This is a genomic window from Acidobacteriota bacterium, from assembly GCA_012517875.1.
GTDB lineage: Bacteria > Acidobacteriota > JAAYUB01 > JAAYUB01 > JAAYUB01 > JAAYUB01.
Genome location: JAAYUB010000030.1, coordinates 14,532 through 38,709, shown reverse-complemented (window position 1 = coordinate 38,709; position 24,178 = coordinate 14,532). Strand labels below are relative to the sequence as shown.

General features: G+C 66.8%; 17 protein-coding genes and 1 tRNA gene. 13 read left to right on the top strand and 5 right to left on the bottom strand.

Annotated elements, in window-relative coordinates; genetic code table 11:
- The first annotated feature begins 50 nt into the window (after positions 1-50).
- The 10 genes from GX414_04415 (at position 51) to GX414_04370 (ending at position 10,712) form a co-directional block, all read left to right on the top strand.
- Positions 51-127: transfer RNA gene (locus GX414_04415), tRNA-Asp, on the top strand.
- A 384-nt stretch (positions 128-511) separates the two neighbouring features.
- Positions 512-2,503: a hypothetical protein gene (locus tag GX414_04410; protein NLI46331.1), complete on the top strand. Its 1,992-nt coding sequence runs from the start codon at positions 512-514 to the stop codon at positions 2,501-2,503.
- Positions 2,504-2,549: 46 nt separating this feature from the next.
- Positions 2,550-3,473 carry a hydrogenase gene (locus GX414_04405; GenBank protein NLI46330.1) on the top strand — a complete coding sequence of 308 codons (924 nt, stop codon included), beginning with the start codon at positions 2,550-2,552 and terminating at the stop codon, positions 3,471-3,473.
- Positions 3,470-4,105, top strand: coding sequence for a hypothetical protein (locus tag GX414_04400; GenBank protein ID NLI46329.1), 636 nt, complete (start codon positions 3,470-3,472; stop codon positions 4,103-4,105). The genes GX414_04405 and GX414_04400 overlap by 4 nt, the downstream gene beginning before the upstream one ends.
- Positions 4,106-4,109: 4 nt before the next feature.
- A complete protein-coding gene (locus tag GX414_04395; GenBank protein ID NLI46328.1) occupies positions 4,110-5,531 on the top strand; it encodes a hypothetical protein in 1,422 nt (473 codons plus the stop codon).
- A 2-nt stretch (positions 5,532-5,533) separates the two neighbouring features.
- Positions 5,534-6,250, top strand: a complete 717-nt coding sequence (locus GX414_04390; GenBank protein ID NLI46327.1) for a hypothetical protein — start codon at positions 5,534-5,536, stop codon at positions 6,248-6,250.
- Between the two features lie 21 nt (positions 6,251-6,271).
- On the top strand, positions 6,272-7,039 hold the full coding sequence (locus GX414_04385; protein ID NLI46326.1) for a hypothetical protein: 768 nt from the start codon (positions 6,272-6,274) through the stop codon (positions 7,037-7,039).
- 166 nt (positions 7,040-7,205) lie between these two features.
- The gene (locus tag GX414_04380) at positions 7,206-7,973 is read left to right on the top strand and encodes a 4Fe-4S binding protein (protein NLI46325.1); all 768 of its coding nucleotides are present in this window, start codon (positions 7,206-7,208) and stop codon (positions 7,971-7,973) included.
- 213 nt (positions 7,974-8,186) lie between these two features.
- Positions 8,187-10,337: a S9 family peptidase gene (locus tag GX414_04375; GenBank protein NLI46324.1), complete on the top strand. Its 2,151-nt coding sequence runs from the start codon at positions 8,187-8,189 to the stop codon at positions 10,335-10,337.
- Between the two features lie 159 nt (positions 10,338-10,496).
- A complete protein-coding gene (locus tag GX414_04370; protein NLI46323.1) occupies positions 10,497-10,712 on the top strand; it encodes a hypothetical protein in 216 nt (71 codons plus the stop codon).
- Positions 10,713-10,776: 64 nt separating this feature from the next.
- On the opposite strand, the gene GX414_04365 is transcribed toward GX414_04370, so the two are convergent.
- The 4 genes from GX414_04365 to GX414_04350 form a co-directional block, all read right to left on the bottom strand.
- Complete coding sequence (locus tag GX414_04365) at positions 10,777-13,233, bottom strand: protein kinase (GenBank protein NLI46322.1); 2,457 nt, start codon at positions 13,231-13,233, stop codon at positions 10,777-10,779.
- Positions 13,234-13,351: 118 nt separating this feature from the next.
- Positions 13,352-14,344 carry a hypothetical protein gene (locus GX414_04360; GenBank protein NLI46321.1) on the bottom strand — a complete coding sequence of 331 codons (993 nt, stop codon included), beginning with the start codon at positions 14,342-14,344 and terminating at the stop codon, positions 13,352-13,354.
- Between the two features lie 36 nt (positions 14,345-14,380).
- Entirely contained in the window at positions 14,381-15,931 is a 1,551-nt protein-coding gene (locus GX414_04355; protein ID NLI46320.1) for a hypothetical protein, read from the bottom strand.
- Positions 15,932-15,962: 31 nt separating this feature from the next.
- A complete protein-coding gene (locus GX414_04350) occupies positions 15,963-16,883 on the bottom strand; it encodes a hypothetical protein (protein NLI46319.1) in 921 nt (306 codons plus the stop codon).
- A 255-nt stretch (positions 16,884-17,138) separates the two neighbouring features.
- Here GX414_04350 and GX414_04345 point away from each other — a divergent pair, with 255 nt between their 5' ends.
- Together GX414_04345 and GX414_04340 are read left to right on the top strand one after the other, a co-directional pair.
- Entirely contained in the window at positions 17,139-18,536 is a 1,398-nt protein-coding gene (locus GX414_04345; protein NLI46318.1) for an amino acid permease, read from the top strand.
- A gap of 130 nt (positions 18,537-18,666) precedes the next feature.
- Complete coding sequence (locus tag GX414_04340; protein NLI46317.1) at positions 18,667-19,719, top strand: TlpA family protein disulfide reductase; 1,053 nt, start codon at positions 18,667-18,669, stop codon at positions 19,717-19,719.
- Between the two features lie 78 nt (positions 19,720-19,797).
- Here the strand turns inward: GX414_04340 and GX414_04335 are convergent, their stop codons facing one another.
- Positions 19,798-21,162 carry a hypothetical protein gene (locus GX414_04335; protein NLI46316.1) on the bottom strand — a complete coding sequence of 455 codons (1,365 nt, stop codon included), beginning with the start codon at positions 21,160-21,162 and terminating at the stop codon, positions 19,798-19,800.
- 176 nt (positions 21,163-21,338) lie between these two features.
- On the opposite strand from GX414_04335, the gene GX414_04330 reads away from it, so the two are divergent.
- Positions 21,339-24,068: an AMP-binding protein gene (locus GX414_04330; GenBank protein NLI46315.1), complete on the top strand. Its 2,730-nt coding sequence runs from the start codon at positions 21,339-21,341 to the stop codon at positions 24,066-24,068.
- Positions 24,069-24,178 lie beyond the last annotated feature (110 nt).

Genomic DNA, 24,178 nt, shown 5'->3' with positions numbered 1-24,178 from the left:
GAGCCCTGTACCGCCCACCAGGAAACGGATCACGGGTCTTTAAAGCACGCGGGGTTGTAGTTCAGTTGGTTAGAACGTCGGCCTGTCACGCCGAAGGTCGCGAGTTCGAGTCTCGTCAACCCCGCCATATTCAGCCTCCCTTCGGGGAGGCTTTTTTATGGCGTGACAGCGGTCGGTCGGATCGATGCATGACGGTATGCCGACACTCTGGATCCGCCCACGGTGCAATGGGCAGGGTCCGGGCCGCAGCCCGGGGGACAGCCAAGCGGATATTCATCGAGTGATAGACCCAGCTGAACGGAAATCCGAGCTGCTTCGGCGGCGAAGAATTTCCCTTGAGTTTCCATATCTCCGGTTTTACAATCGGCGCTTTCGCGGGGTGCCGCCGATTCATCCGGCCCGGACGGCCCGACTGATGGGGCCCGCAACCGGGCGGACGCACTGACCAGCCCACGTTGAGCGGACTGGTTGCCTGGCCCGGTTCAGGGGTCCGGCATCCCCGGAGTACGTCATGGATCTGTTCGTCATCGGGATCACTCTCATCCTGACCGGCAGCCTAGCTGCCCTGGTCGTCCCCGCCGACTGGAAGAGCCGCCTCAGCACCCTGCTGTCCGCCGCCGGTTGTCTGGTGGTCATGGTCGGCGCCTGGCTCGCCATCTGGAGTGGCGGGACGGAGACCCGGGTGCTTGCCGCGGGACCGCTCTTCGGTGACGTACCGTTGGTGCTGGATCCGCTGTCGGCGTTCTTCGCCCTGGCTATCGCCCTGACCTGTCTGCTGGGCGGGATCTATGGCACCGGCTATCTCCGCGCCGGATCCGATGCCGCGTCGGTCAGGCCGGAGCGGCTGGGCGGTCACTTCTTCTGTCTCGGCCTGCTCACCGCCAGCATGCTGCTGGTGACGGTGGTGCAGCACGCCCTGGCTTTCCTCATTGTGTGGGAGATCATGTCGCTGGCGTCCTTCTTCTTGGTGGTCACCGAGCACTGGAAGGACGAGGTGGTGGACGCCGGTCTGAACTACCTCGTATCCATGCACGTTGGCGTGGTCTGTCTCATCACCGGATTCCTCTTCGTCGGCGGCCGCGGGGCAGGGATGGATTTCCGACACTTCGCCGCTGTTTTCCAGGATCTGAAGTTCCCTGCGCCGGGGATTTTCCTCCTCTTCTTTGCCGGATTCGGCATCAAGGCCGGCTTTGTTCCCTTGCAGACATGGCTGCCCCGGGCCCACCCGGCGGCACCGTCGCACGTGTCCGGCATCATGTCGGGGATCATGATCAAGACGGGCATCTATGGCATCCTGCGCGTCGTGTCGTGGCTGGGCAAGCCGCCGGTGGAACTGGCGCTGGCCGTCCTTGCCATTGCCGCCGCCTCGGCGGTGCTCGGGGTGGTGTACGACATCGCCCAGCACGACCTGAAACGCCTGCTGGCCTACCACAGCGTGGAGAACATCGGCATCATCGGTCTGGGCATCGGCATGGGCATGCTCGGACTGGCGTACAGCGCCCCCATGATCGCCTTCCTCGGCTTCGCCGGCGCCGTGTTGCACGTCCTGAACCATTCCATCTTCAAGGCGTTGCTGTTTTACGCCGCCGGCGCGGTCTACCGGCGGCTGCACACCCGCGACCTCGAGCGGATGGGCGGCATCGCCCGCCGCATGCCGGTCACGGCCGGACTGTTCATCGTGGGCTCCGCGGCCATCTGCGGCCTGCCGCCCTTCAACGGGTTCGTCAGCGAGTTTCTGGTGTACGCCGCCGCGTTCAGCGGTTTGGTGGGCCAGCGGGTGGCGCTGGTGCTGGTGTCCGCCCTGGTGATGGCGGTGCTGGCGCTGGTGGGCGTGCTGGCGCTCATCTGCTTCGCCAAGGTCTGCGGTGTGGCCTTCCTGGGAATTCCCCGTCAGCCGCCGCCGCCGGACATGCGCGATCCCGGCTGGAGCATGCGCGGACCCATGCTTCTGCTCGGCGCCCTGGCCCTGCTCATCGGCGTGCTGCCGCAGGCGGCGGTGACGCTGGTCCTGCCGGCGGCCCGCCTGCTGGCTGGTGCGACAGCGCTGCCGGCCCGCCTGCCGGTGCTCGAATTGCTGCAGCGCATCTCGCTCATTGCAGCGGGATTGGTCGTCCTGACCGCGGGGCTGATGGCGTTGCGCCGACTGCTGCTCGGCGGCCGACCGGTGGAAACCTTCCGGACGTGGGATTGCGGCTACGGGGCGGGGACGCCCCGGATGCAGTACACGGCCTCGTCGTTCGCCGCGCCGGTGCTGGCCCTGACCAATCCGGTGCTGGCGCTGGAGACGAAGCTCGAGCAGCCGACGGGCTTCTTCCCCGACTCGGCCTCGTTTGAAACCCATCCGGGGAACATCTTCGAGGCCTGGCTGATCCAGCCGTTGGTGAACCGTCTGAACCGGTTCTTAACGCGCTTCACGTGGATCCAAAGCGGCAGCACCCAGCGCTACATTTTCTACGGCCTGGTCTTTCTGGCCGTCACCCTGATCTGGATGGCGGTGGTGTGATGACCTTCCGGATGCGCACCATCACCGGACCCGGGCGGAGTCGGTCATGCTGAACCTGGCCGTCAACCTATTCATTCTGCTCGGCGCACCCCTGTTGCTGGTGGGCGTGATCAACCGGACCAAGGCCATATGGGCCGGCCGGCGCGGGGCGCCGCTGATGCAGCCGTTCCACGATTTCCTCCGCCTGCTGCGCAAGGGGGCGGTGATCAGCGACACGACCACGCCGGTCTTCCGGCTGGCCCCGTCGGTGAATCTGGCCGCGGTGATCCTGGCGGGGCTGCTGGTGCCGCTGGCCGGCGGCGGGGCCGTCATCAGCTTTGAGGGCGATTTCGTGCTCTTCGCCTACCTGCTGGCCATGGGCAAGTTCGCCCGCGTGCTGGCGGCCATGGACACCGGCAGCAGCTTCGAGGGGATGGGCGCCAGTCGCGAGGCGCTGTTCTCCGGACTGGTGGAGCCGGCGTTCTTTCTCCTGATGGCGGGCTGCATGACGATCGCCGGCCAGACGTCGCTCGCCGACGCCCTGCCGGCGTTGCAGCGTTCCGGCGGGCTGCTCCAGGTGGCCTTGGTGCTTGGCGTGATCTCGTTTTTCATCATGCTGTTGGTGGAGGGGTGCCGGGTGCCCGTAGACGATCCCAATACGCACCTCGAACTTACCATGATCCACGAGGTCATGGTGCTGGACCATTCGGGTCCCGATCTGGCGTTCCTCCAGTATGCCGCCGCCTTGAAGCTGGTCATCGTGGGGGCGCTGATCGCCGCGCTGGTGCTGCCGGCGGCGGTGCCGCTTGGCGTGTCGGCTGCGGCGGTGCTGCTGGTGCTGGCCGTGGTGGCCGTGGCCACCGGTTTGGTGGAATCGGTCACGGCGCGACTGCGCATGACGCATGTGTCGCAGTTCGTGTTCCTGATGACGTCCAACGGGCTGATCGTTCTGGCGGTGGTGCTGCTGTTCAAATTCGGGGGGCTGCGGTGATCAACTTCCTGATCGTCCTGTTCGGCGTGACCATGCTCTACGTGGCGGCCACCAGCCGCATCGAGGCGTACGTCCGCATGCTGGTGGCGCAGGGCCTGGTGTTGTTCCTGCTGGTGGTCGCCGACTGGCAGAATTTCCACCTGCTCAACCTGCTGTTCCTCGCGGTGGAGACCCTCGGCTTCAAGGCGATCATCATCCCGTGGTTCCTGCGCCGGGTGGTCCGCCGCAACGGCGTTTTTCGGGAACTGGAACCGTACATCCCCAATTTTTTCTCGGTGGTCATCGCCAGTCTGATCTTCGCTTTCGGATTCGTACTGGCGTACGGCTCGCTGGATTTCGCCCAGGACATCAAGCCGCTGTACTTCGGCGTGTCGGTCTCCACCATGCTCACCGGGCTGCTGGTGATCACCACCCGGAAGATGCTGGTCACCCATGTCGCCGGCTACATGATGCTGGAGAACGGCATCTTCCTGCTGTCGCTCTCCATGGCGCGGGAGATGCCGCTCCTGGTGAATCTGGGTGTGCTGCTGGACATCTTCCTGGGCATTTTCCTGCTGGGCCTGTTCGCGACGAAAATCAAGTCCACCTTCGACGAATCGAAGATCGATGCTTTGACGCATCTCCGGGATTGACGCCATGCTGATCGCCATCCTCATCCTGTTCCCCCTTGCCGCCGGCGTCCTGCTGCTGGCGCTCAAGTCGAAAACCGTCAACGTGGCGACCATCTACCTATACGCGGTGCTCCACCTGGTGATCTCCGTCTGGCTGTGGCGGCAGCCGTCGTCGCTGCTGCCCTTCTTCCGGGTGGACGACCTGAACATCCTGTTTCTGCTGGTCCTGTCGGTGCTGTACCTGGGGGTAGCCTTCTATCACGGCGACTTTCTGAAGCAGTCCGGGCTGAGCCCGCGGTGGCACACTTGGTACGCCATCTGCCTGCTGCTCTTCAACTGCTGCATGACCGGCGTGATCCTCTCCACGCATCTCGGCCTGCTGTGGGTCTTCGTCGAGGGGACCACCCTGGCCAGCGCCCCGTTCATCTACTATGAGGGGAACAAGGCCGCCCTCGAAGCGACCTGGAAGTACGTGTTCATCTGCTCGGTGGGCATCGCGCTGGCATTCGTCGGGATCATCCTGCTGTCCATGAGCGCGGGCGACACCGTGTCGCTGTTCTTCGACGACCTGGGCGCCAACGCCGGCAAACTGTCGCCGTTCTGGCTACGGCTGGCGTTCCCGTTCATCCTGATGGGTTTCGGGACCAAGATGGGACTGGCCCCAGTGCACGCCTGGCTGCCCGACGCCCACGCCGAGTCGCCGGCGCCCATCTCGGCGGTGCTCTCCGGCACGCTGCTCAACACCGCACTGCTGGGCATCCTGCGGGTGTATCGCGTCATGGACCTGGCGGGCCAGGCCGCGCAGGCCAGGATCCTGCTGGTGGCCATGGGTTTCCTGTCGCTGTTCGTGTGCGCCGTGTTCGTGCTTAAAAACCGCAACTACAAACGGATGCTGGCGTACTCGTCCATCGAGAACATGGGGCTCATCGCCGTCGGCGCGGGCCTCGGCGGCGTCGGGATCTTCGCCGCCATGCTGCACATGGTGGCCCATTCGCTGGGCAAGGCGTCCCTGTTCCTGACCGCGGGCAACATCCTGGGGCACTACGGCACCAAGGACGTGGCCGGCGTGCGCGGCCTCCTGCGCGTGGACCGGGCGACGGGCTGGCTCTGGATCATCGGTTTCCTGGCCCTGGCCGCATTCCCGCCGTTCCCGGCGTTCCTGAGCGAGTTTCTCATGGCCGGCGCCATCCTGGACGGCGGCAACGCCTGGCTGCTGGTGCCGTTTTTTCTCCTGCTGACCGTCATCCTGTTCGGCATGGGGCATTCGGTGATGCAGATGGCGTTCGGCGATCCCAACCCCTCCGTGCGCAGCCAGCGGACGCCGCTGGTCAACTACATTCCGCAGGTGCTGTTCCTCGCCGTCCTGGTGGCGGTGGGGCTGGCCATGCCTGCGCCGGTTTACGACCTGGTGCAGCGGGCGGCCGTCAGCCTGGGCGGGGGGAGGTGAGCATGCACGGCTGGCTCGCCACCCGGAACACCTGCAGCGAGGCGCGCGCCGACATCCCGACCTGGAAGTTGCCAGAGCTGGCCGCCGAAATCATCCGGCGCTGCCAGGAAGGACTGCGACTGGCGGCCCTGTTCGGGGTTCCCGCGGATGACCGCTTGACCGTGTACGCCGTTCTGGCCGATGACTCCGCCGCCCGGCTCTGGATCGCCGGCGCGGCCGCGGCGCCTGGCGCCGCCTATCCGGCCATCACCCGCGAGGTGTCGGCCGCCCACGTGTTCGAACGGGAGCTGTGGGAGGAGCACGGACTGCTACCGGAGGGGCATCCCTGGCTCAAGCCGGTGCGCTACCCCCACGACCGGGCGGACAGGACCCAGACAATGGCCGGTTACCCGTTCTTCGCTATGGCGGGCGAGGAAGTGCATGAGGTGGCGGTGGGGCCGGTGCACGCCGGCGTGATCGAACCGGGGCATTTCCGCTTCCAGTGCGCCGGTGAGGATGTCCACAATCTGGAGATCCAGCTCGGTTACCAGCACCGCGGCGTCGAGCGACTGCTGGAGCGCGACGCCGCGCCGGCTCACCCGTTCCGGAACCGGCTGGCCGAGTCCATCGCCGGGGACACGGCAGTGGGGCACAACCTGGCCTACTGCGGCGCCATGGAGGCGCTGATGGCGCTGGAACCGACGCCGCGCGCCCGGTACGTGCGCGATATCGCCCTGTAGATGGAGCGGATCAGCGTGCACATGGGTGACCTCGCGGCCATCGCCAACGACGTGGCCTACCTCACGGGCAACGCGGTGTTCGGCGCGCTGCGCACCCGGGTAATCAACACGTCGCTGGCCGCGTGCGGCAGTCGCTACGGGCGCGGCTGGATTCAGACCGGCGGCGTTCGCGGCGACGTGGATGACGTGCTGCGGTCCACGATCCTGAAAAACCTGGGCGATGTCTGGAGCGAGGCTGAAGGGATGGCCGAGAAGTTCTTCTCGTCGGCATCGGTGCTGTCGCGGCTTGAGAAGACGGGCATCGTCTGTCGGGCTTCGGCCGAGAGCATCGGCCTGGTGGGCATGGCCGCGCGTGCCAGCGGCGTCCCCCGCGACGTGCGCGCCGATCACCCGTGGGGCGGGTACGCCGACGTCCCGCTCCGACCGGTCACCCAGGAAAGCGGAGACGTCCTGGCCCGGGCCTTCATTCGATATCTGGAAATCCGCCAGTCGCTCGAGGTGATCCGGCAGCGGCTGGAAGACCTTCCCGACGGCGCCGCCCGGTCCACTTCGGCGCACGCCACGCTGCCTCCCGATCGGCTGGCCGTTTCGCTGGTGGAGGGGTGGCGGGGCGAGATCCTGCACGCGGTCGTCACCGGCGGCGACGGGCGGGTGATCCGCTACCGGGTGAAGGATCCGTCGGTGCACAACTGGTTCGGCCTGGCGCTGGCGGTGCGCCACAACGGCATCTCGGATTTCCCGCTCTGCAACAAGAGCTTCAATCTGTCGTATTGCGGACATGACCTGTGAGGAGTGAGGAGTAGGAAAGTGTTGACTGCCGTTCGTGCTCGTAATCGTAATCGTAGTCATGATCATGATCGTGATCGTGATCGTTCCATCGTGCTCCTTGTCCTCCCTCATCCCAGCCACTTCGGCACTTCACCTGCAGGACGTCATCATTCCAAGGAACCCGGCAATGTTTGACCTGTTAAAAATCCGCCGGCGCCACGGCTGGGCCTTCGTGCCGGATCCTCTCCGGGCAAGCGTGATCCCGCCTTTCCGCGGGAAGCCCGAGTTGAGGTCTGCATCATGTACCCGCTGCCGGCGGTGCGAGGGGATCTGCCCCGCGGCTGCCATCACGGCCGAGCCCCTGCGCATCGACCTGGGCCGCTGCATCCTGTGCGGCGACTGCCAGGAGGCGTGCCCCGCGAGGGCGATCGAATTCACGACGGAGCACCGGCTGGCGGCCTTCAAACGCGAGGCGTTGATCACGGGCGAGGGCGTGACCGCGGCGGCGGAGCCCGCGGCCGACGCCGTCCGGGTGGAGATCCGCCGACTCTTCAGCCGCTCACTCAAGCTGCGCCAGGTGTCGGCGGGCGGCTGCAACGGCTGCGAGATGGAGCTGAACGCCTGCGGCAATGTCAATTTCGACATGGGCCGCTACGGCGTCGAATTCGTCGCTTCGCCCCGCCACGCCGACGGTGTGGTGGTCACGGGGCCGGTCTCCGAGAACATGGCTGCCGCGCTGGAAGACACCTGGCGTGCCGTGCCCGCGCCGCGCCTGCTCATCGCCGTGGGAAGCTGCGCCATTTCGGGCGGTGTGTTTGCGTCGTCGCCGGCTCTGCGGCGCAGCTTTTTCGACGGGCACGCCGTGGATCTGTACGTACCCGGCTGTCCCGTCCACCCCCTCACGTTCATCGACGGCGTCATGCGGCTCATCGGCATCGGTTCCGCGCACCCATAGTCCGCGCCCCCCGGCGCGTTCCGCTCATACGCCCGAAGCCGAGCGTCACCGGGGCCCGATCCCCACATCAACCAACCTGTCATCGGCCTTCGACGAACCTTTTCGGCCGGACCGGACGTACAATGTCATGGTCCAGACAGCCTGGGAGAAGCGGTATGACGACAACGCCGCGACTCGAGGGCGCCGAACCCTCAATTCACACGGGAGAACACCATGTCCAATTGCTCGATTCTGAGAACGGGTCTGATGATGATTCTGGTACTGGGCACACTCACGGCGATCCGGGCGGCCGACACCGCCGATGACGCGTCGAAGGGATACCCGGCGGCGCGGCTGGGCGACACCGTGGACGACTATCACGGCGTGAAGATCGCCGATCCGTACCGTTGGCTCGAGGACCCGGACTCAGCGGAGACCCGCGCCTGGATCGAGGCGGAGAACACGATCACCTTCGGCTACCTCGAGGGGATCCCGGCCCGGCTAAAGATCCGCGAACGCCTGACCAGACTCTGGAACTACGAGCGCTTCGGCATCCCCTTCCGGGAGGGCGGACGGTACTTCTACACCCGCAATGACGGCCTGCAAAACCAATCGGTGCTTTACTCCGCCGACGCCCTCGACGGGGAGCCGCGGGTGCTCATCGACCCGAACACCTGGTCGACGGACGGCACGGTGGCGCTGGCCGATTACGCCGTGAGCCCGGACGGGAAGTGGATCGCCTTCGGCGTTTCCAGCGGCGGTTCCGACTGGACCGAGTGGCGTATCCGCGACGTGGCCACCGGACAGGACCTGCCGGACCGCGTCCAGTGGGTGAAGTTCTCCGGCGCCGCCTGGACGAAGGACGGCGCAGGCTTCTTCTACAGTCGCTACGACGCCCCCGACGAGAAGAGCATGCTGCAGGCGCAGAACTACTTTCAGAAGTTGTACTACCATCAGCGGGGCACGCCGCAGTCCGAGGACGTGCTCGTGTACGAGCGCAAGGACCAGAAGGAATGGGGCTTCGGCGGCAGCGTGACCGAGGACGGCCGGTTTCTCGGCATCTCCGTCTGGCAGGGGACCGATGTCCGGAACCGTTTTTTCTACAAGGAACTGGCCAAGTCCGACCGCCCCGTGGTGGAGTTGCTGCCGGAACTCGAGGCCAGTTACTACTTCCTGGGAAATGTGGGCGATGTGTTCTACTTCAAGACGGACCTGGGCGCCCCGCGGGGTCGCGTCATTGCCATCGACATCCGCCGGCCCGAGCGCGCCGCCTGGCGCGAGGTCCTGCCCCAGGCTGCCGACACGCTTGAGTTCGCCAGCCTGCTGGGCGGCCGCCTGGTGGCCGGCTACATGGAGGACGCCGCCAGCAAGGTGTCGGTGTATTCCCTGGACGGCCGGCTCGAACGCATCGTGGCGCTGCCCGGCCTTGGCAGCGTGGCCGGTTTCGGCGGCCGCGCCGACAATTCAGAGACGTTCTTCTTGTTCACCAACTTCGTGACGCCCGGCGCCATCTACCGTTACGATGTCGCCACCGGCGCACAGACGCCCTTCCGCCGTCCGAAGGTGGATTTCGATCCGGACCGGTTCGAGGTCCGACGGGTCTTCTATACGAGCAAGGACGGCACTCGGGTGCCCATGTTCCTGGCGCATCGTAAGGGGTTGAAGCTGGACGGAAATAACCCGGTGTACCTGTATGGATACGGCGGGTTCAACGCCTCGTCCACGCCCTTTTTCTCGGTGTCCAACCTGGTCTGGATGGAGATGGGCGGCGTGTACGCGCTGGCCTGCATCCGGGGCGGGGGTGAGTACGGCGAGGAGTGGCACCAGGCGGGGATGAAGCTCAAGAAGCAGAACGTGTTCGACGACTTCATCGCCGCCGGCGAATGGCTCATCGCCGAAAAATTCACGTCCACTTCCAAGCTCGCCATCGGCGGGGCCAGCAACGGCGGCCTGCTGGTGGGCGCCTGCCTGACCCAGCGGCCGGACCTGTTCGGCGCAGCGGTGCCGGAAGTGGGCGTCATGGACATGCTCCGCTTCCACAAGTTCACGATCGGCTGGGCGTGGGTGTCCGACTTCGGCTCGCCCGACAACCCCGAGGAGTTCAAGGCCATCCGCGCCTACTCGCCGCTGCACAACATCAAGCCGGGCACCCGGTACCCGGCCACCCTGATCACCACCGCCGACCACGATGACCGGGTGGTCCCGGCACACAGCTTCAAGTTCGCCGCGGCGCTCCAGGCGGCCCAAGCGGGACCGGCGCCGGTGATCATCCGCATCGAGACCCGGGCCGGACACGGTGGCGGCAAGCCGGTGGCCAAGCAGATCGAGGAGATCGCCGACATCTGGAGCTTCCTCGTCCGGGAACTGGGCATCATGGTGCACTGAACCGGCCGCGGACGTGCCTTCAACGGGGCGGCCGGCGGCAGGCTGCCTGCACCGACCGCCTGTCGGCCGGCTGGCGAGATCGGCCAGATCGGAAAATGTGGTATTTTGACCGTGACTTGTGGTCCAATGAGCCCATTGCCATCTCAACAGGAGGTGCTCATGGACCGCCTCACCCGGGTCGGGGTCACATGCGGCGTGCTGGCTTCGCTGATCTGCCTGTTCGCGGGAATCTGGATTCTGTATTTCGTTGGCTTCGAGGCGACGAAGGACAACGCCGTCTCCACCGGCATCGGCCTCTATTTCATCGGCAAGGCCTGTTTCGTAGGGCCCATGCTGGTCATTACGGCGCTGCGGACGGTGAAGCACCGCGATTGACGGAGTCGCCCTGCGTTTGTCCGTCGGCGCCGCCGCTCCTGCCGGATGTGAGCCGACGGCGCCATCACCGGAGATCGCGTTCCGTTTGCCGGGGCTCAACGGCCGGATCGATGCCGAGTTTCTGAAAAATCGGCCGCACGATCGCGTCCTGCCGTCGCCAGGCCGCCGCCCGCCGACGCAACCCCTCCTCGCGCCACTTGCCATATTCCGGTGTTTCCCGCAACCGGGCCAGCAGCGGATCCCAGTCGAAAAACTCCCACGTGCCGTGTCCCATCCGGATGTTGATCTGAAACTGACGGAGCGCGGCGGCGGTGTCGCCGGCCAGGGCGTAGGTCTCGACCAGCCGCAGGGAATGGTTCACGTCGGTGGTGGAAAGCTCCGGGTCGGACAGCTTGACGTCACGCGCCGCCGGATTGTTCCGGATCAGGGCGATCTGTCGAAGGATGTTCTGCGTGGTCGCGTTGTCGGGCAGCGTCGCGGCCTGGCGCGCTGCGGCGGCCGTGTCGCCCAGCAACAGCGAGTAGTAGGCCAGGTAGAACTGGCCCCAGTACTTGTCCGGCTCGTCGGCGACGCAAGCCCGAATCCGCTTCATCGCCTCGACGTGACGTCCCTGCTGAAACAAGCAGATGGCGTAGTTGAGCTTGGTGTAGTAATTCTCGGGAAACAGGCGGATGGTCTGCCGGTAGAGCGAGCCACTCCAACGGTATCGGCCGGTCTGGCGCAGCGCATACGCCGCCATGGCCGCGTAGTCGAGCTCCAGCCGGTCGGCGGCGATCTCCCGGGCGGCGATTTTCAACGTGTCCTCATAGCGGCCTTCCTGAAGCGCCGAGCGCAGCTGCTGCTGGATGAGCGGACCATAATCGGGCCGGATTTGCAGGGCCTTTCCCATGTAATAACGGGCCATGTCCATGTTTTCGGACTCCAGCGCCAGACCGAGATTGACCGCCTGGTAGTACAACCGGGCCAGTCCCGTGTACACTTCCACGGATGGCTCGATGGCGACCGCCCGCTCCAGAAATGACCGACCCTCGGTGAACGCGGTGTCGCGCCCCTGTTCCATCTCGACGATCTTGGACACGCCGCGCAGATAGAATTCGTATGCCTGCGGGTCCATGGTGTCGATCCGGGGTGGCGTCTTCAAATCCAGCCAGGCGCTGATCTGGCCCTTGATCTGGTTGAGCGAGCCCTGCAGATTGCGGCGCGCGAGCGGCAGGGTGTCCTGCCACTGGGCGTCACAGCGCAGGTTCTGCAGACGGTACTCGACGGACAGCTGCTCGCCGCTGGCGCGCAGCGCGCCGGTGATGAGAAAGCCGGCCCCGGCCTTTCGGGCAGCGTCTTCAATCCGTCGGCCCCGGCGTTGCTGGGCGGCGACGTCGTCGAACGGCACCAGTGTCACCGATACCTCTTCGGCAAACCGCCGGCCCAGTTCCGCGGACAGCCCCTCGGCGATGAACGCGAACTCCTGGCGGTTGGTCCGGTTGTCGAACGGGCTGATCGTGACAAAGGGTCGGGCGCCCATCCTGCCCGGTAACAGGAGGAAGGCCGCTCCGGCCAGAATCGCCACCAGCGCCGCAGCCGCAGCGAATCTTCGCCAGCGGCGCAGCCCGCGCGCCGCCGGCGGAAAGCGCGTCGGTACGGCGGCGGACACACCGCCCAACTCGGCGGCCAGGGCGGCGGCGTCCGGGTAGCGCTGCTCGCGATCTTTGGCCAGGCACCTGGCGACGATCGAATCGACCGCCGCCGGGATCGTCGGCACCAACCGGCTCGGGGCTGCGGGCTCCTCGTGCAGGATCTTGAACAGCATGGTGTAGGCCGATGGATCGTGGAACGGGCGGACGCCGGTGAGCATCTCGTACAGGGTGCCACCCAGCGAGAAGACGTCCGTGCGGCCGTCCACTTTTTGCCCTTGAATCTGCTCCGGGGACATGTAGGCCGGCGTACCCACCAGCCCTTCGGTCAGAGTGATCGCCGACTGGCCCTCCAGGCGGGCGGTGCCGAAGTCGCCCAGCTTCACCGTCCCGTCGCCGGCCCGGAAGATGTTGGCGGGTTTGATGTCGCGATGGATGACCCCATTGGCGTGAGCATAGGCCAACGCCTCGGCGACCTGGCGCGCGATGCCGGCGGCTTCATCGAATGGCAGGGCCCCCCGGCGCGAGATCATGTCGCGCAGGTTCTCGCCTTCGACGTGTTCCATGACGATGGCGGCCAGACGGTCGTCGGCGATGATGTCGTGAATGGTGACGATGTTCGGATGCTTGAGCCGGGCGGCCGCCCGGGCTTCTCGAAGCATCCGTTCCCTCGACTCCGCGGGCGAGGCCGCCGCGTCTGGATTGTCGCGGAGCACCTTGATGCAGATGTCGCGCTGGAGTATATGGTCGCGGGCGAGAAAGACGTCCCCGAACGCCCCGCGGCCCAGTTTGCGGACCACCGCGTACCGGCCGGCAAGCGCCGCCGGGAGTCCCACGGCATCGGCAGGCGCTGAAATACTCGTCGGCCCCACCGTGTCTGGCGCCGTGTCCATGGGACGTTCGGGATCTGCCGGAGTTTCGCTGTGCATTGTCTCGTCTGCGACAAGAATGTGTTGGAATCAGTGTACCATGCGCGCCGGCCTCCATCCAACCGTCGGGGCGCACGCCCACTCAAAGCTCAATCCGAGTGCCGAGCCCCAGGGATTCGGCCGTGCGCAAGGCGGCGGCCGCCGCCGCCGCGTCCTGGACGGCCAGCCCCACCGACTTGAACAAGGTGATCTCATCCGCCGACCGGCGGCCGGGGCGGTTGCCGGCGGCGATCTCGCCCAGTTCCGCCCAGGTGTCGGGCGGGCCGATGAGCCCCTCGTTCAAGGGGAGCAGCAGGTCGCCTGCTTCCTCAAGACATGCGGCACGGCTGTCCACTGCCAGGCGGGCCCGGGCCACGGTGGCGCCGGGAATCTCACGCCGGTCAGGGGTGTAAGCGCCCACCGCGTTGATGTGCGTGCCGGGCCGGACGGCGGCGTCGTTGAACACGGGAGTGCCGGACGGGGTGGCGGTGCACACGATACCGGCGGCGGCAACAGCCTCATCCGCTGAACGCGCCGGGGCGACCGGGATGCCAAACGTCGCCGAAGCCTCCGCAGCGAACGCGGCGGCTGCATCCCCGTTCGGGTCGTACACCGTCGCGCAGCGGATGGAGCGGACCGCGCACAACGCCTCCAGCTGCGCCCGGCCTTGGCGACCGGCACCGATGATCGCCGCTGTGTCCGCCTCGGCGCGGGCCAGCCGGGCGGTGGCGGCGCCAGACGCAGCGCCGGTGCGCAGGGCGGTGAGCGCGCCGCCGTCCATCACGGCCCGGGGGCGGCCTGTCTCCGCATCGAGCACCAGGACCAGCGCATGGACCAAGGGTATGCCCCGGGACGGGTTATCTCCATACAACGCGATCACCTTGACCGACAATGTGTCGGAGCCCGACAGCCAGGCCGGCATCACCAGCACCGTCCGGTCGCGAGGCGGCAACGCCAGGTGGAGACGCGGCGGCGCCAACGCCCCGCCGGCCGACGACCGGACGAAGGCGTCGGTCACCGCGGTGATGGCCGCCGGCATGGACAAGGCCCGCCGGACGTCAGCGGCGGAGAGGAAGAGAAGCGTTGGGGATGCCATTCGGGTGCCTCGCGGTCAAGGATGGCCGGCGGGCGCTCAGCGCCGCCGGCGCAGAGAACGGGCGCTCGGTGTCGCGGCCAGACCGCCGCGGGCGGTGCAGCGCAGCTCCGGCGGCAGCATCCGACCCGTGGCATAGACGGCGTCGATGGTCTCGTCGAGGGGCACGGGATTGGCATAACCGCCCAGGACCAGGTCGGCCATGACGAACGCCGACGCGGCGGCTGCCGCATTGCGGGTGTGACAGGGGATTTCCACCATCCCCTGGACCAGGTCGCAGACAGAGCCCATGGTGTTCTGGAAAGCGATGGCGGCAGCGTCGGCGACTTGACGGGCGGATCCGCCGGCGGCCGCCACCACCGCCGCGGCGGCCATGGCGCCGGCGGCGCCGATCTCCACCTGGCAGCCGGCCACCTCGGCGGCGAAGGTGGCCCGTTCGGCCAGGATCGCGCCCACGGCGCCGGCGGCGAACAGCGCCTGGACCACCGCATCGTCGCTCTGGCCGAGCTCTTCGGCCAGGGTGACCGCGACCGCCGGCAGCACTCCGGCCGATCCGCCGGTGGGTGCCGCGCAGACCACCCCGCCACCGCTGGTCACATGCATCGCCGCCAGGGCCCGGGCGGCCGCCCGGGCGGGCAGCCCGCCGGTGAAGAGCCGACCGGCCGCATCGGCCCGGTACACTGCACCCGCCGACGACTCCAGCAGCCGCATCGGGTGAGTGTCCCGGGCCAGACCGTCACGCACGGCGGCGCGCATCACTTCCAGGCGCGCCGACATCTCGGCCTGAGTTTTCGCTTCGCTCCAGCCGAGCAGCCGCGCCTCGGATGCCAGCGCCAGTCGGCCCACGGACAGCCCATGCTCGTCCGCCAGCCGGCACAGGTCCGCGGCCGAACGGAACATGGGTTCACCCCGGATCACCGGGTATAGCGGAGGAGTCGACCAGATCCGCCGGACGCCCTGGACGATCTGCAGGCGAGCGGTGGCTGCATCCGAGGGCGGATCGTCGAGGCGCACGTGGAGCAAACACAGGCTGCCCGCTTGTTGCCGGTGCAACGGTTCCCGACGGCCCGGCAGGCGGGAGAGAATGTCGATCAGGCCCTCGATGCCTACAGCCTCGGCCTCGACGAGCAGTTCGCCGGCGGTGCCGTCCAGGGCTACCGGCCAGCCGCCCAGGCGATCCAGGGATATGGAGCCGCCCCCGGTGGAACGGGCCCGGGCCGACAGCAAGCCGCCGGCGACACCCTCCAGCACGATGTCGATCGTGTTCGGGTGATCCGCTTCGACAAGAGGTTCCACGGTGAATGCCAGGTCGATCCCCTCCGCCTGCGCCGCAGCCAGCGCGTCATCGAAGCGCTCTGCGGTCAGCTCCCAGCCCAGGAGCGCCGCCGCCAAAGCCAGGTCCACACCCTGCTCCCGGTACACCTGGCTGTAGGAGCCAGCCGGGTCGAAGGCAACACGGACCCGTCGGACCGGCTCGCCCAGCAGCGCCGCCGCCAGTCGGCCGATCCGGTGGGAGCCGGCGGTGTGGGAGCTGGACGGCCCTCGCATGACCGGACCCAGCACATCGTTGAGGATGCTGACGGCGGGCATTGAGCGGTGCGCTCCTGCTGTCGCGAAGCCGTCAACGCGACGAGATGGTGTACCGGATGAGTACATCCTCGGTGAACACCGCCTCGACACGGTTGTCGCCCTTTTCATAGACGCAGTGAAGCAGTTTCAGGCCGCCTTCCATGGTTTCGTTCATGGAACGGGGGCTGCCGAGCAGCGCCTCCACGTCGGTCCGGGTGAGGCCCTTGCGCAAAGACTGGACCGGGTCGGCCGGCGGTGTGCGGGCGGATCCCACAGACGGCGCGGCGGGCGCTGCTTCCGGCGCCGCCGGCTCTTCCAGCCACGGGAAGCTCAGGAACTGGGACAGGGCGGCAACGACACGCTCCGGCTTCATGTCGTCGGACGAGAGCCGGTCGCCGTAGTACAGGTTGAAACGGGAGCCGCCCGCCAGCCGCTTCTCCTGGATCCGCTCGACGCGGACCGCCGCTTCCGCTTCGGCCTGGTGACGGCGGCGGTCGTCATCGCGCTCGCGCTGCCAGCGCAGGGTGTCCAACTCGTCCTTGATCACCCGGGCGCGCCGCGGATCCTTCTCGGCGTCCAACTGCTTCTCCAGATCCTGCTCGCGGGTGGACTTGGTCGCGGGCGTGAAATGGACGCTGGTGTCGGTCTCGTCGCCGGCGGTGCCGTAACCGCCGCCGCCGAGCTGAAATTCGATCTGGTTCTTCTTCACCTTGATCAGCGTGACCAAGACCGAATCGCCGTCACGGAGGGCCACTCCGAACGTCTTCAACCGGTTGCCGTAGCTCTTGTAATCCATCTGCACCCGGCCGGTGGGAAACACGTCCACGTCGGCGCCGTCCTTCGTCGCCGGCAGGTTGATTTTCACCACCACCTTCCGGCCTTCGAAATACTGCTTGAGCGTGGCTTCGCTCTGCGCGGCCACGCCGGCAGTCAAGGCCGCGGCGATTGCGGCAACGGTCAGCCATCGGTTCATGTGACCCACCTCCGTTGAAATTCACAACTCAGCAAATCCATGTTAGATGATTCGCGGCTGTCGGGCAAGCTTTGCCTGCGCGCGTGACGGAGCGACGCCGATCCCCCGGATGCGTCCGGCTGAAATTCGCATCAGTGTCCAGGCAGCCGCCGATCCGGTCGGACCCAACGTGCGGATCCTTGTGGAACATTCCGACTCAAACGCCCGTATAGTCTCGCAGTACGGAAGACTCGCCGGCCCGGGAGACCCCCTGTCATGGGATCGCTGCCGTCGGAGAACGGATTGCGCCGCCAGCTGGGACTCTTTTCCGTCACCAGCATCGTCATCGCCAACATGATCGGGGCGGGGATATTCACCACCTCCGGCCTGCTGCTCAAGGATCTGGGTGATCCCCGGCTGATGCTGATTCTCTGGGCGGTGGGCGGCGCGATCGCCCTCTGCGGCGCCCTCTGCTACGGGGCGCTCGGTGCGGCCATCCCGCGGGCGGGGGGCGAGTACGTATTTCTCTCGCGCCTGTTCCATCCGGTCCTCGGCTTCCTGAGCGGCTGGATTTCATTCTTCGCCGGCTTTTCGGCACCCATCGCCGCCTCGGCCATCGGCTTCACCGCCTACCTGACCCAGGCCTTTCCGAACCTGCTCCACTGGGGGCTGTTGCCGGCGGCGACGGAGGTCGCGGCGCTGCCCCGGCTTTACGCCATCGGGGTGATCCTGCTGTTCACCATCATTCACATGCGGGGACTGGAACTGGGCGCGCGGATTCAGAACGGCCTCACCGTGTTGAAGGTGCTACTCATCATGGGCCTGGTGGTGGCCGGATTGGCCGTCGGGCGCGGCGACTGGGCGCACCTGGGGCAGGGGGCGCCGCTCCGATCGGGACTCGGAAGCTGGATGACCATGGGACTGGCCCTGATGTGGATTGGCTTCGCCTACAGCGGCTGGAACGCGGCCGCGTACATCGGATCCGAGATCCGCGATCCGAGGCGGACCATGCCCCGGGCCCTTGTGAGCGGCACCCTGGCGGTGATCCTCACGTACCTGGCGCTGAACCTGTTCTATCTCTACGCGCTGCCGCCGGGCGACATATCCGGCAAGATCGCCGTGGCCGGGCTCGCGGCCGGCCGTCTGTTCGGCGCGGAATTCGAAGCGGCCCTATCCGTGATGGTGGCGTTCGCCCTGTTCTCATCGCTCAGCGCCTACATCATCCTCGGCCCGCGCGTGTACTATGCCATGGCTCGCGACGGCTGTTTCTTCCGCTTCGCCGCGGCGGTCCATCCGCGTCGCGGCGTGCCCGACCGCGCCATCCTCCTCCAGAGTCTCGTGGCGGCGGCGATGGCGCTGCTGGGCACCTTCGACCAGATCCTCACCTACATGGGCTTCTGTCTGGGTATTTTTCCCATCCTGGCGGTGGCCGGCGTGTTCAAACTGCGCCGGCAGGGGGTGGCGGAGGCCCGCGTGCCTGGCCATCCGGTGGTGCCGGCGGCTTACATCCTCGCTGCGCTGGCGACACTGGCCCTCGCCTTCGGTGAACGGCCTCTGGAATCGGGCATCGGGCTGCTCACGCTGGCGGCCGGGGTGCCCGTGTACTTCTGGTTCCGCCGGCGGTCTCCCGATGGCGGCACCGCCGGCACATCGATGGGACAAACCAGCCATTAACCCGGAACCGAAACCCGACACCGTTGGCGGAATCATAAATAACTTGAACTTCGGGTCCGAAATCACGTAAATGATCTTTCGCGCCCGTCGTCCGGGGCGATTCGGCACATTCCACGATGAGGTTGAGCGCATGAAACACTTGTTGATCATTGTGACCCTGCTGCTCGGAACGGCGGCGCTTGGCGCCGCACCTGCGGAGACGGCCGCGACCCTGAACCAGGAATACGACGCGTTGCAGAAACAGTACGAGGAAAAGCTGCCCACCATCAAGAGCCGGGAAGCGTTCCAGGAAATGATGAAGGCCCGCACCGCCGACTTGGAAGCCTTGCTCCAGAAGCATGCCGCGGATCCGTCCAGCGACGAGTTGGAGCTGACGCGCGGCAAGATTCTGGCCGATCTGGACCGGATCCCCGACGCCATGGCGAAGGTGTACGCGCTGATCGCCGCCAGATCCCCGCTACATGATGCCGCCGCCCTGCTCAAGGTGGGGCTGCTGCTCATGACGGACAAGACCGCCGAGGCGCTGACCCTTTTCAAGTCCGTCGAGGAGCGCCTGCCGAAGAACAGCGAGCTGTATGAATTGTGGATGCTCTTCGCCATGTCCGCGGACAACCCGGCGGATCGGAAAGCCTATGGGCAAAAGTACCTGGCCCTGCCCGACGCCCCCGGCAAGGACCGCGTGACATCGGCGCTGCAACAGCTCGACATGCTGGGGCAGCCCGCGCCGGCGATCGCCGCCGAGAAATGGTTCAATGGCGAGTCGCTCACCCTCGAGGCGCTCAAGGGTAAGGTGGTGCTCGTCGACTTCTGGGCCACGTGGTGCCCCCCCTGCCGCGCCGTCATCCCGAACCTGGTCAAGGCCTACAATGAACTCAAAGATCAGGGGCTGGTGATCATCGGCTTCACCAAGCTGTACGGCAACTACCGCGACGAGCGGGAGAACAAGGGGCCGGTGCCGCCGGAACAGGAGCGCGCCCTGATTCAGGAGTTCCTGGGCCGGTTCCAGATCACCTATCCCATCGCCGTCTCCGACAAAGGGGATGAATTCAAGAAGTACGGCATCAGCGGGATCCCCACGCTCGTCGTCATCGACAAGCAGGGCCGCATCGCCGATATCAAGGTGGGCTCCGGCTCCGAGGAGGCCCTGGTCGCTCAGATCAAGAAACTCCTGGCCGCTGACTGAGGCACTCGTTGCCATCGCCTGTTGTTCTCCGGTGGGGCGCTCCAGCGCTCCACCGGAGCTTTCTGTTTTGAACCGGACTCAGAATCGGTACAGGAAGGTGCCGCCGAACCGGCGTTTGCTGTGATCGGAGCCGTCGAGCTGGGCGGCATGCCACCAGGAGAATTCCAGCCCCACTTCCCAGTGATCGTCGAAGTCGTAGAAGAAATTGCCGAAGTAACTCACGATATGCGTGAATTCTTCCGCGCCGTCCAGCTTGTGGTCGGCGGGGTCGTGGAAACCGGCGCCCAGGTTGAATCGCAGCGCCGGCGACTGCCGCCAGGTCAGGGTGGCCCAACCGCCCATGCTGTCCACGCTCCGGTAGGCCGAGCCGCCAGGAAGCACTTCGATCTGGTCCGCCCAGTAGTAGGTGTCCATGGTGACGCCGCGCCAGAACTCGCTCATGATCTCGAGCTGCGGCGTCAGCCAGATATCCGCGTCCATGCCCACAGACCAGGAGGTCAGCTGCACCTGGTCGCCGGCGGGATTGAGATGGTAATTCTTGCTTCCAAAGTGTCCCCACACGCCGAACGTGGAACCGTGGCCGCCGAACAGCGGCCACGTGCCGGCCGCGCGGGCCTGGACGGCGGGCATTCGGACTGTGGATGCCACCGGGGCGGCTGGGTTGTCTTCGATCAGGCCGGTGACCTTGGCCACGGCCCCTTCCAGCGTGAACCGGCGGGTGGAGTCCGATCCGAACGTCTGGCAGACGCGCAGGATGGGCCGACGGTAGCCGACGTCGCCGGGCCATAGCTCGGCGGGGTAATCGATGGTGTCGGTCTGGAGCGGCGCGATGATGTCGTCGGTCTGCCCGCCGAGCAGGCTGAAGCCGCTGTCCGCCCAGGCGATTTCCGTGTAGGCGTGGCGCAGGCGCAGGTTGGGCGAGTTCTCGGTGCCGGAGGCGGTCACGAAATCGGTCTCCACCCGGCCTGTAACGGCGCTGCCGGCCGGCCCCGGCAGGTGGAACCGGGCGCCCAGACGGCTGGGCCGCGGGGAGAGATCGAAGGTGGTGTTCTCCAGCGGGTCGGGTTCCGGTTCGCCCAGTTGATTCCGGTCCAAGTCCCAGGCGAAATCCAGTTCGACGTTGCCGTAGATCTGGAGGCGTGGCGGGGGCGGGGGCGCCAGGCTCTCGACCGTAAGAGGCGCGGCAGGCGGTGCGGACGCGGCCGGGGCGGCCGCCGGCGCCGCTTGCTCCGCAACGGTCAACGCGACGGCTTCGGTCAGGCGAACCACAATGGCACGCGTCTCCGCGAGAGACCGCTCCAGTGTCTCCACCCGCTGGCGGAGCGCATCGTTGTCCTGGCGAAGTCGCTCCAGTTGACCGGTTTCAGCGGCCGGGCAAGCCGCCGGGCAAGCCGCCTGGCAGCACCAGACGATCAGAATGCAGACGACGCATACGCGAGCCATGGAACCTCCTCGGTGACGCGCCGAGCCCCGGCCGGAAAACGGGATACGCGGCACCATCGGTGTGCTGGATGGGTACATATCCATTATATCCTGCCCCCGGTTGTTCCGGTTGAGCCGGCGGCTCCAAACGGTCTCCCCATGCAGAATCCCGTTTGGCTCCCGCAGCCGAATGGCGTATGATGGACAAACCAAACATGGAGAGGCGCACCGTGAATCCAGAGTGCCTGTACGACCTGCTCACCGCCGGCGCAGAACGCTACGGCGCCGCCCCCCACCTGGTGGATGCCTTCAGCGACATCCGTCGAACCTTCAGCTTCAACGAGGTGCTGGACCTGTCCGGCCGGGGCGCCGCCTTTCTGACGGCGCGGTTGGCCGGCGCACCGCTGCCGCACGTAGGAATCCTGGCCGAGAACAGCTCCCTCTGGAGCATCGCCTTCTATTCGGCCGCCGCGGCCGGAGCAACGGTGGTGCCGCTGGACGTGCGCCAGACCGAGGAGGAGATCGTCGCCATCGTGCGAGAAGCGTCGCTGGCGGTTCTGCTGGTCTCGGCGGGATTCGTTCGGTTCGCCGAGCGGCTCACCGCGGCGGGGGACATCCGCGAGTACTTCGTGCTGGACGACGACTGGGTGCGGCGTTTCCGGCGGCACGAGCCGCTGGCGGTGAGCCCCGCCACGGCCGACTCCACGGCGGCCATCATCTACACTTCCGGGACGTCCGGTCGATCCAAGGGCGTCGTGCTCACCCACGGAAACATTCTCAACCAGACGCTGCAGAACGTTCCGGCCATCGGTGTGGGGCCCGCCTCGCGCCTGCTGGCCATCCTGCCCCTGAACCACATCTTCGTCTTCGTCGGGGTGCTGAGCTGCCACGCCGCCGGCTCGACGGTGGTGTTCCTCGATTCGCTCAAGCCGGCCCGCATCGTCGCGGCGCTGAAGGATGAGCGAATCACCCACCTGGCGGGCATTCCGTTGCTGTTCGACGCGTTCCTGAAGGGAATCCTGCTCAAGGTGCACGCCCGCGGCCTGCTGGTGCGGGGCATCTTCGCCGTGCTGCTGCGCATCGGCTGGCTGGCCTACCGGTTGGGCGGCGTGCAGGCGTCGCGCCGACTCTTCAGCCATCTGCACCACGAGTTCGCGCCCGACATCCAGCGCTTCATCTGCGGCGGAGCCAAGGCCCGGCCCGAGACCATCCGGCGCTTCCTGGCCCTTGGCTACGAGTTCCAGGAGGGGTATGGCCTCACCGAGACCAGCGGCGGCATCATCATCAATCCACCGACGCCGCAAAAGGTCATCGGTTCGGTGGGGCGGCCGTTCGGCGACACCGAGGTGCGGATCTTGGAACCCGCGTCCGACGGGAGCGGCGAGATCGCCGTCCGGGGCCGTTCGGTGTTTCGCGAATATTACCGGAATCCCGAGGACACCGCCTCCGCCAAAACCGGCGACGGCTGGTACCGGACCGGCGACGTGGGCCGGATCGACCCCCGGGGCAACCTGCGCATCACCGGCCGGGCCAAGGACGTCATCGTGCTGGCGTCCGGCAAGAAGGTCGCGCCGGATGAACTAGACCAGCTCTTCAGCCGTTCGCCCCGTCTGACCGAGGCCGCCGCGGTGGGCGTGGGGCCGGCCGGGGCGGAGCGCATCCACCTCGTGGTGGTGCCGTCGCCCGAGTTGGTGAAGAAGACGGCGGAGAACGAGTGGACCGCGGCCATCACCCGTGACATGGAGCGGCTGGCCCGGCTGCTCCCCGTTTACCGACGCCCTCAGGGAATGACCATCCGGATGGAGCCGCTGCCGCGCACCAGCACCCGGAAGATCAAGCGGGGCGAACTGCGAGCCTGGCTGGAGCACACCGACGGCGTCGGGCCGCTCGTCGCCGGCGTCAGCCGTCCGTCCCAGACTCTGGCGGAGCGCGAGATCATGGGCACGCCGGAGATGGAGGCGGTCCTGGCCGCCTGTTCCGGCGCCCTGGGTCGGCCCCTCATCGCGGATGAGTTGTCGCCCGCCACCAGCCTCTACCTGGACTTGGGCATGGATTCGCTGGCGGTGCTGGAGATGACCGCCCAGTTGGAGAACCGGCTGCATATCCGGCTGCAGGCCGACAACCTGGGCTGGATGCAGAACCTGGGCGACGTGCTGGAGGCGGTGAAGTCGGCGGAGACCGTGGCGGACGGCGATTTCACCGGCTGGCGGGCTGCGATCCACAATGTCACCGCCGCATGGAGCGGTTTACCGGTCCGTCCCATCGTCCGGTGGCTGGCCGGGTGGCTCGAGCCGTTGGACTACGGCTTCATTACCTTCATCGGCAAGGTGTTCTACCGCCTGCGGGGTCACAACCTCAACGCCCTGCCGGACAGCGGGCCGTTCATCCTGGCCCCCAACCACGTGAGCTACTTTGACTATCCGGCCGTGGTGGGGACACTCCCCGCAGCAATCCGGCGCAAGGCGTTCGTCATCGGCAAGACGGAAGTGTACAACAATATCGTGGGTCGTCTGCTCAGCGCCATCCATCGGGTGATCCCGGTGGATCGAGCCGGTGACGTCCTGCAGGCGCTCCAGGCGGGCGCCCAGGTGCTCCGCAACGGGAATATCCTGTACCTGCATCCGGAAGGTACGCGTTCGGCCAACGGCCGGATCCAGACACTCAAAAACGGCGTGGCCATCCTGGCCTGCGAGCTGGGCGTGCCGGTCGTGCCGGTCTACATCAAGGGAACCTACGATGTCTACCCCCGCGGCCACAAGCTGCCCCGGCTGTTCCGCCTGAGCCGGTTGCGCCGCTTCCGCGTCGAGGTGTTCTACGGCGCGCCCATCGCACCGGCGGCGCCTGGCGCCGAGGGGTCTGCGTACCAGACGTTCATGGACAACCTCCGCCGCGCCATGGAGACGATGGAGCAGCAGTGCGCCACCTGATCGGCGCTCGGCCCCGGCGGGAGAATGAAGTTGATTCGGCAGCAGCCGCGTTATACAATGCGGAGCTGATTGGATTCCGCCGCTGTCCCCCGAGGTGGCCGCCCGCAGCC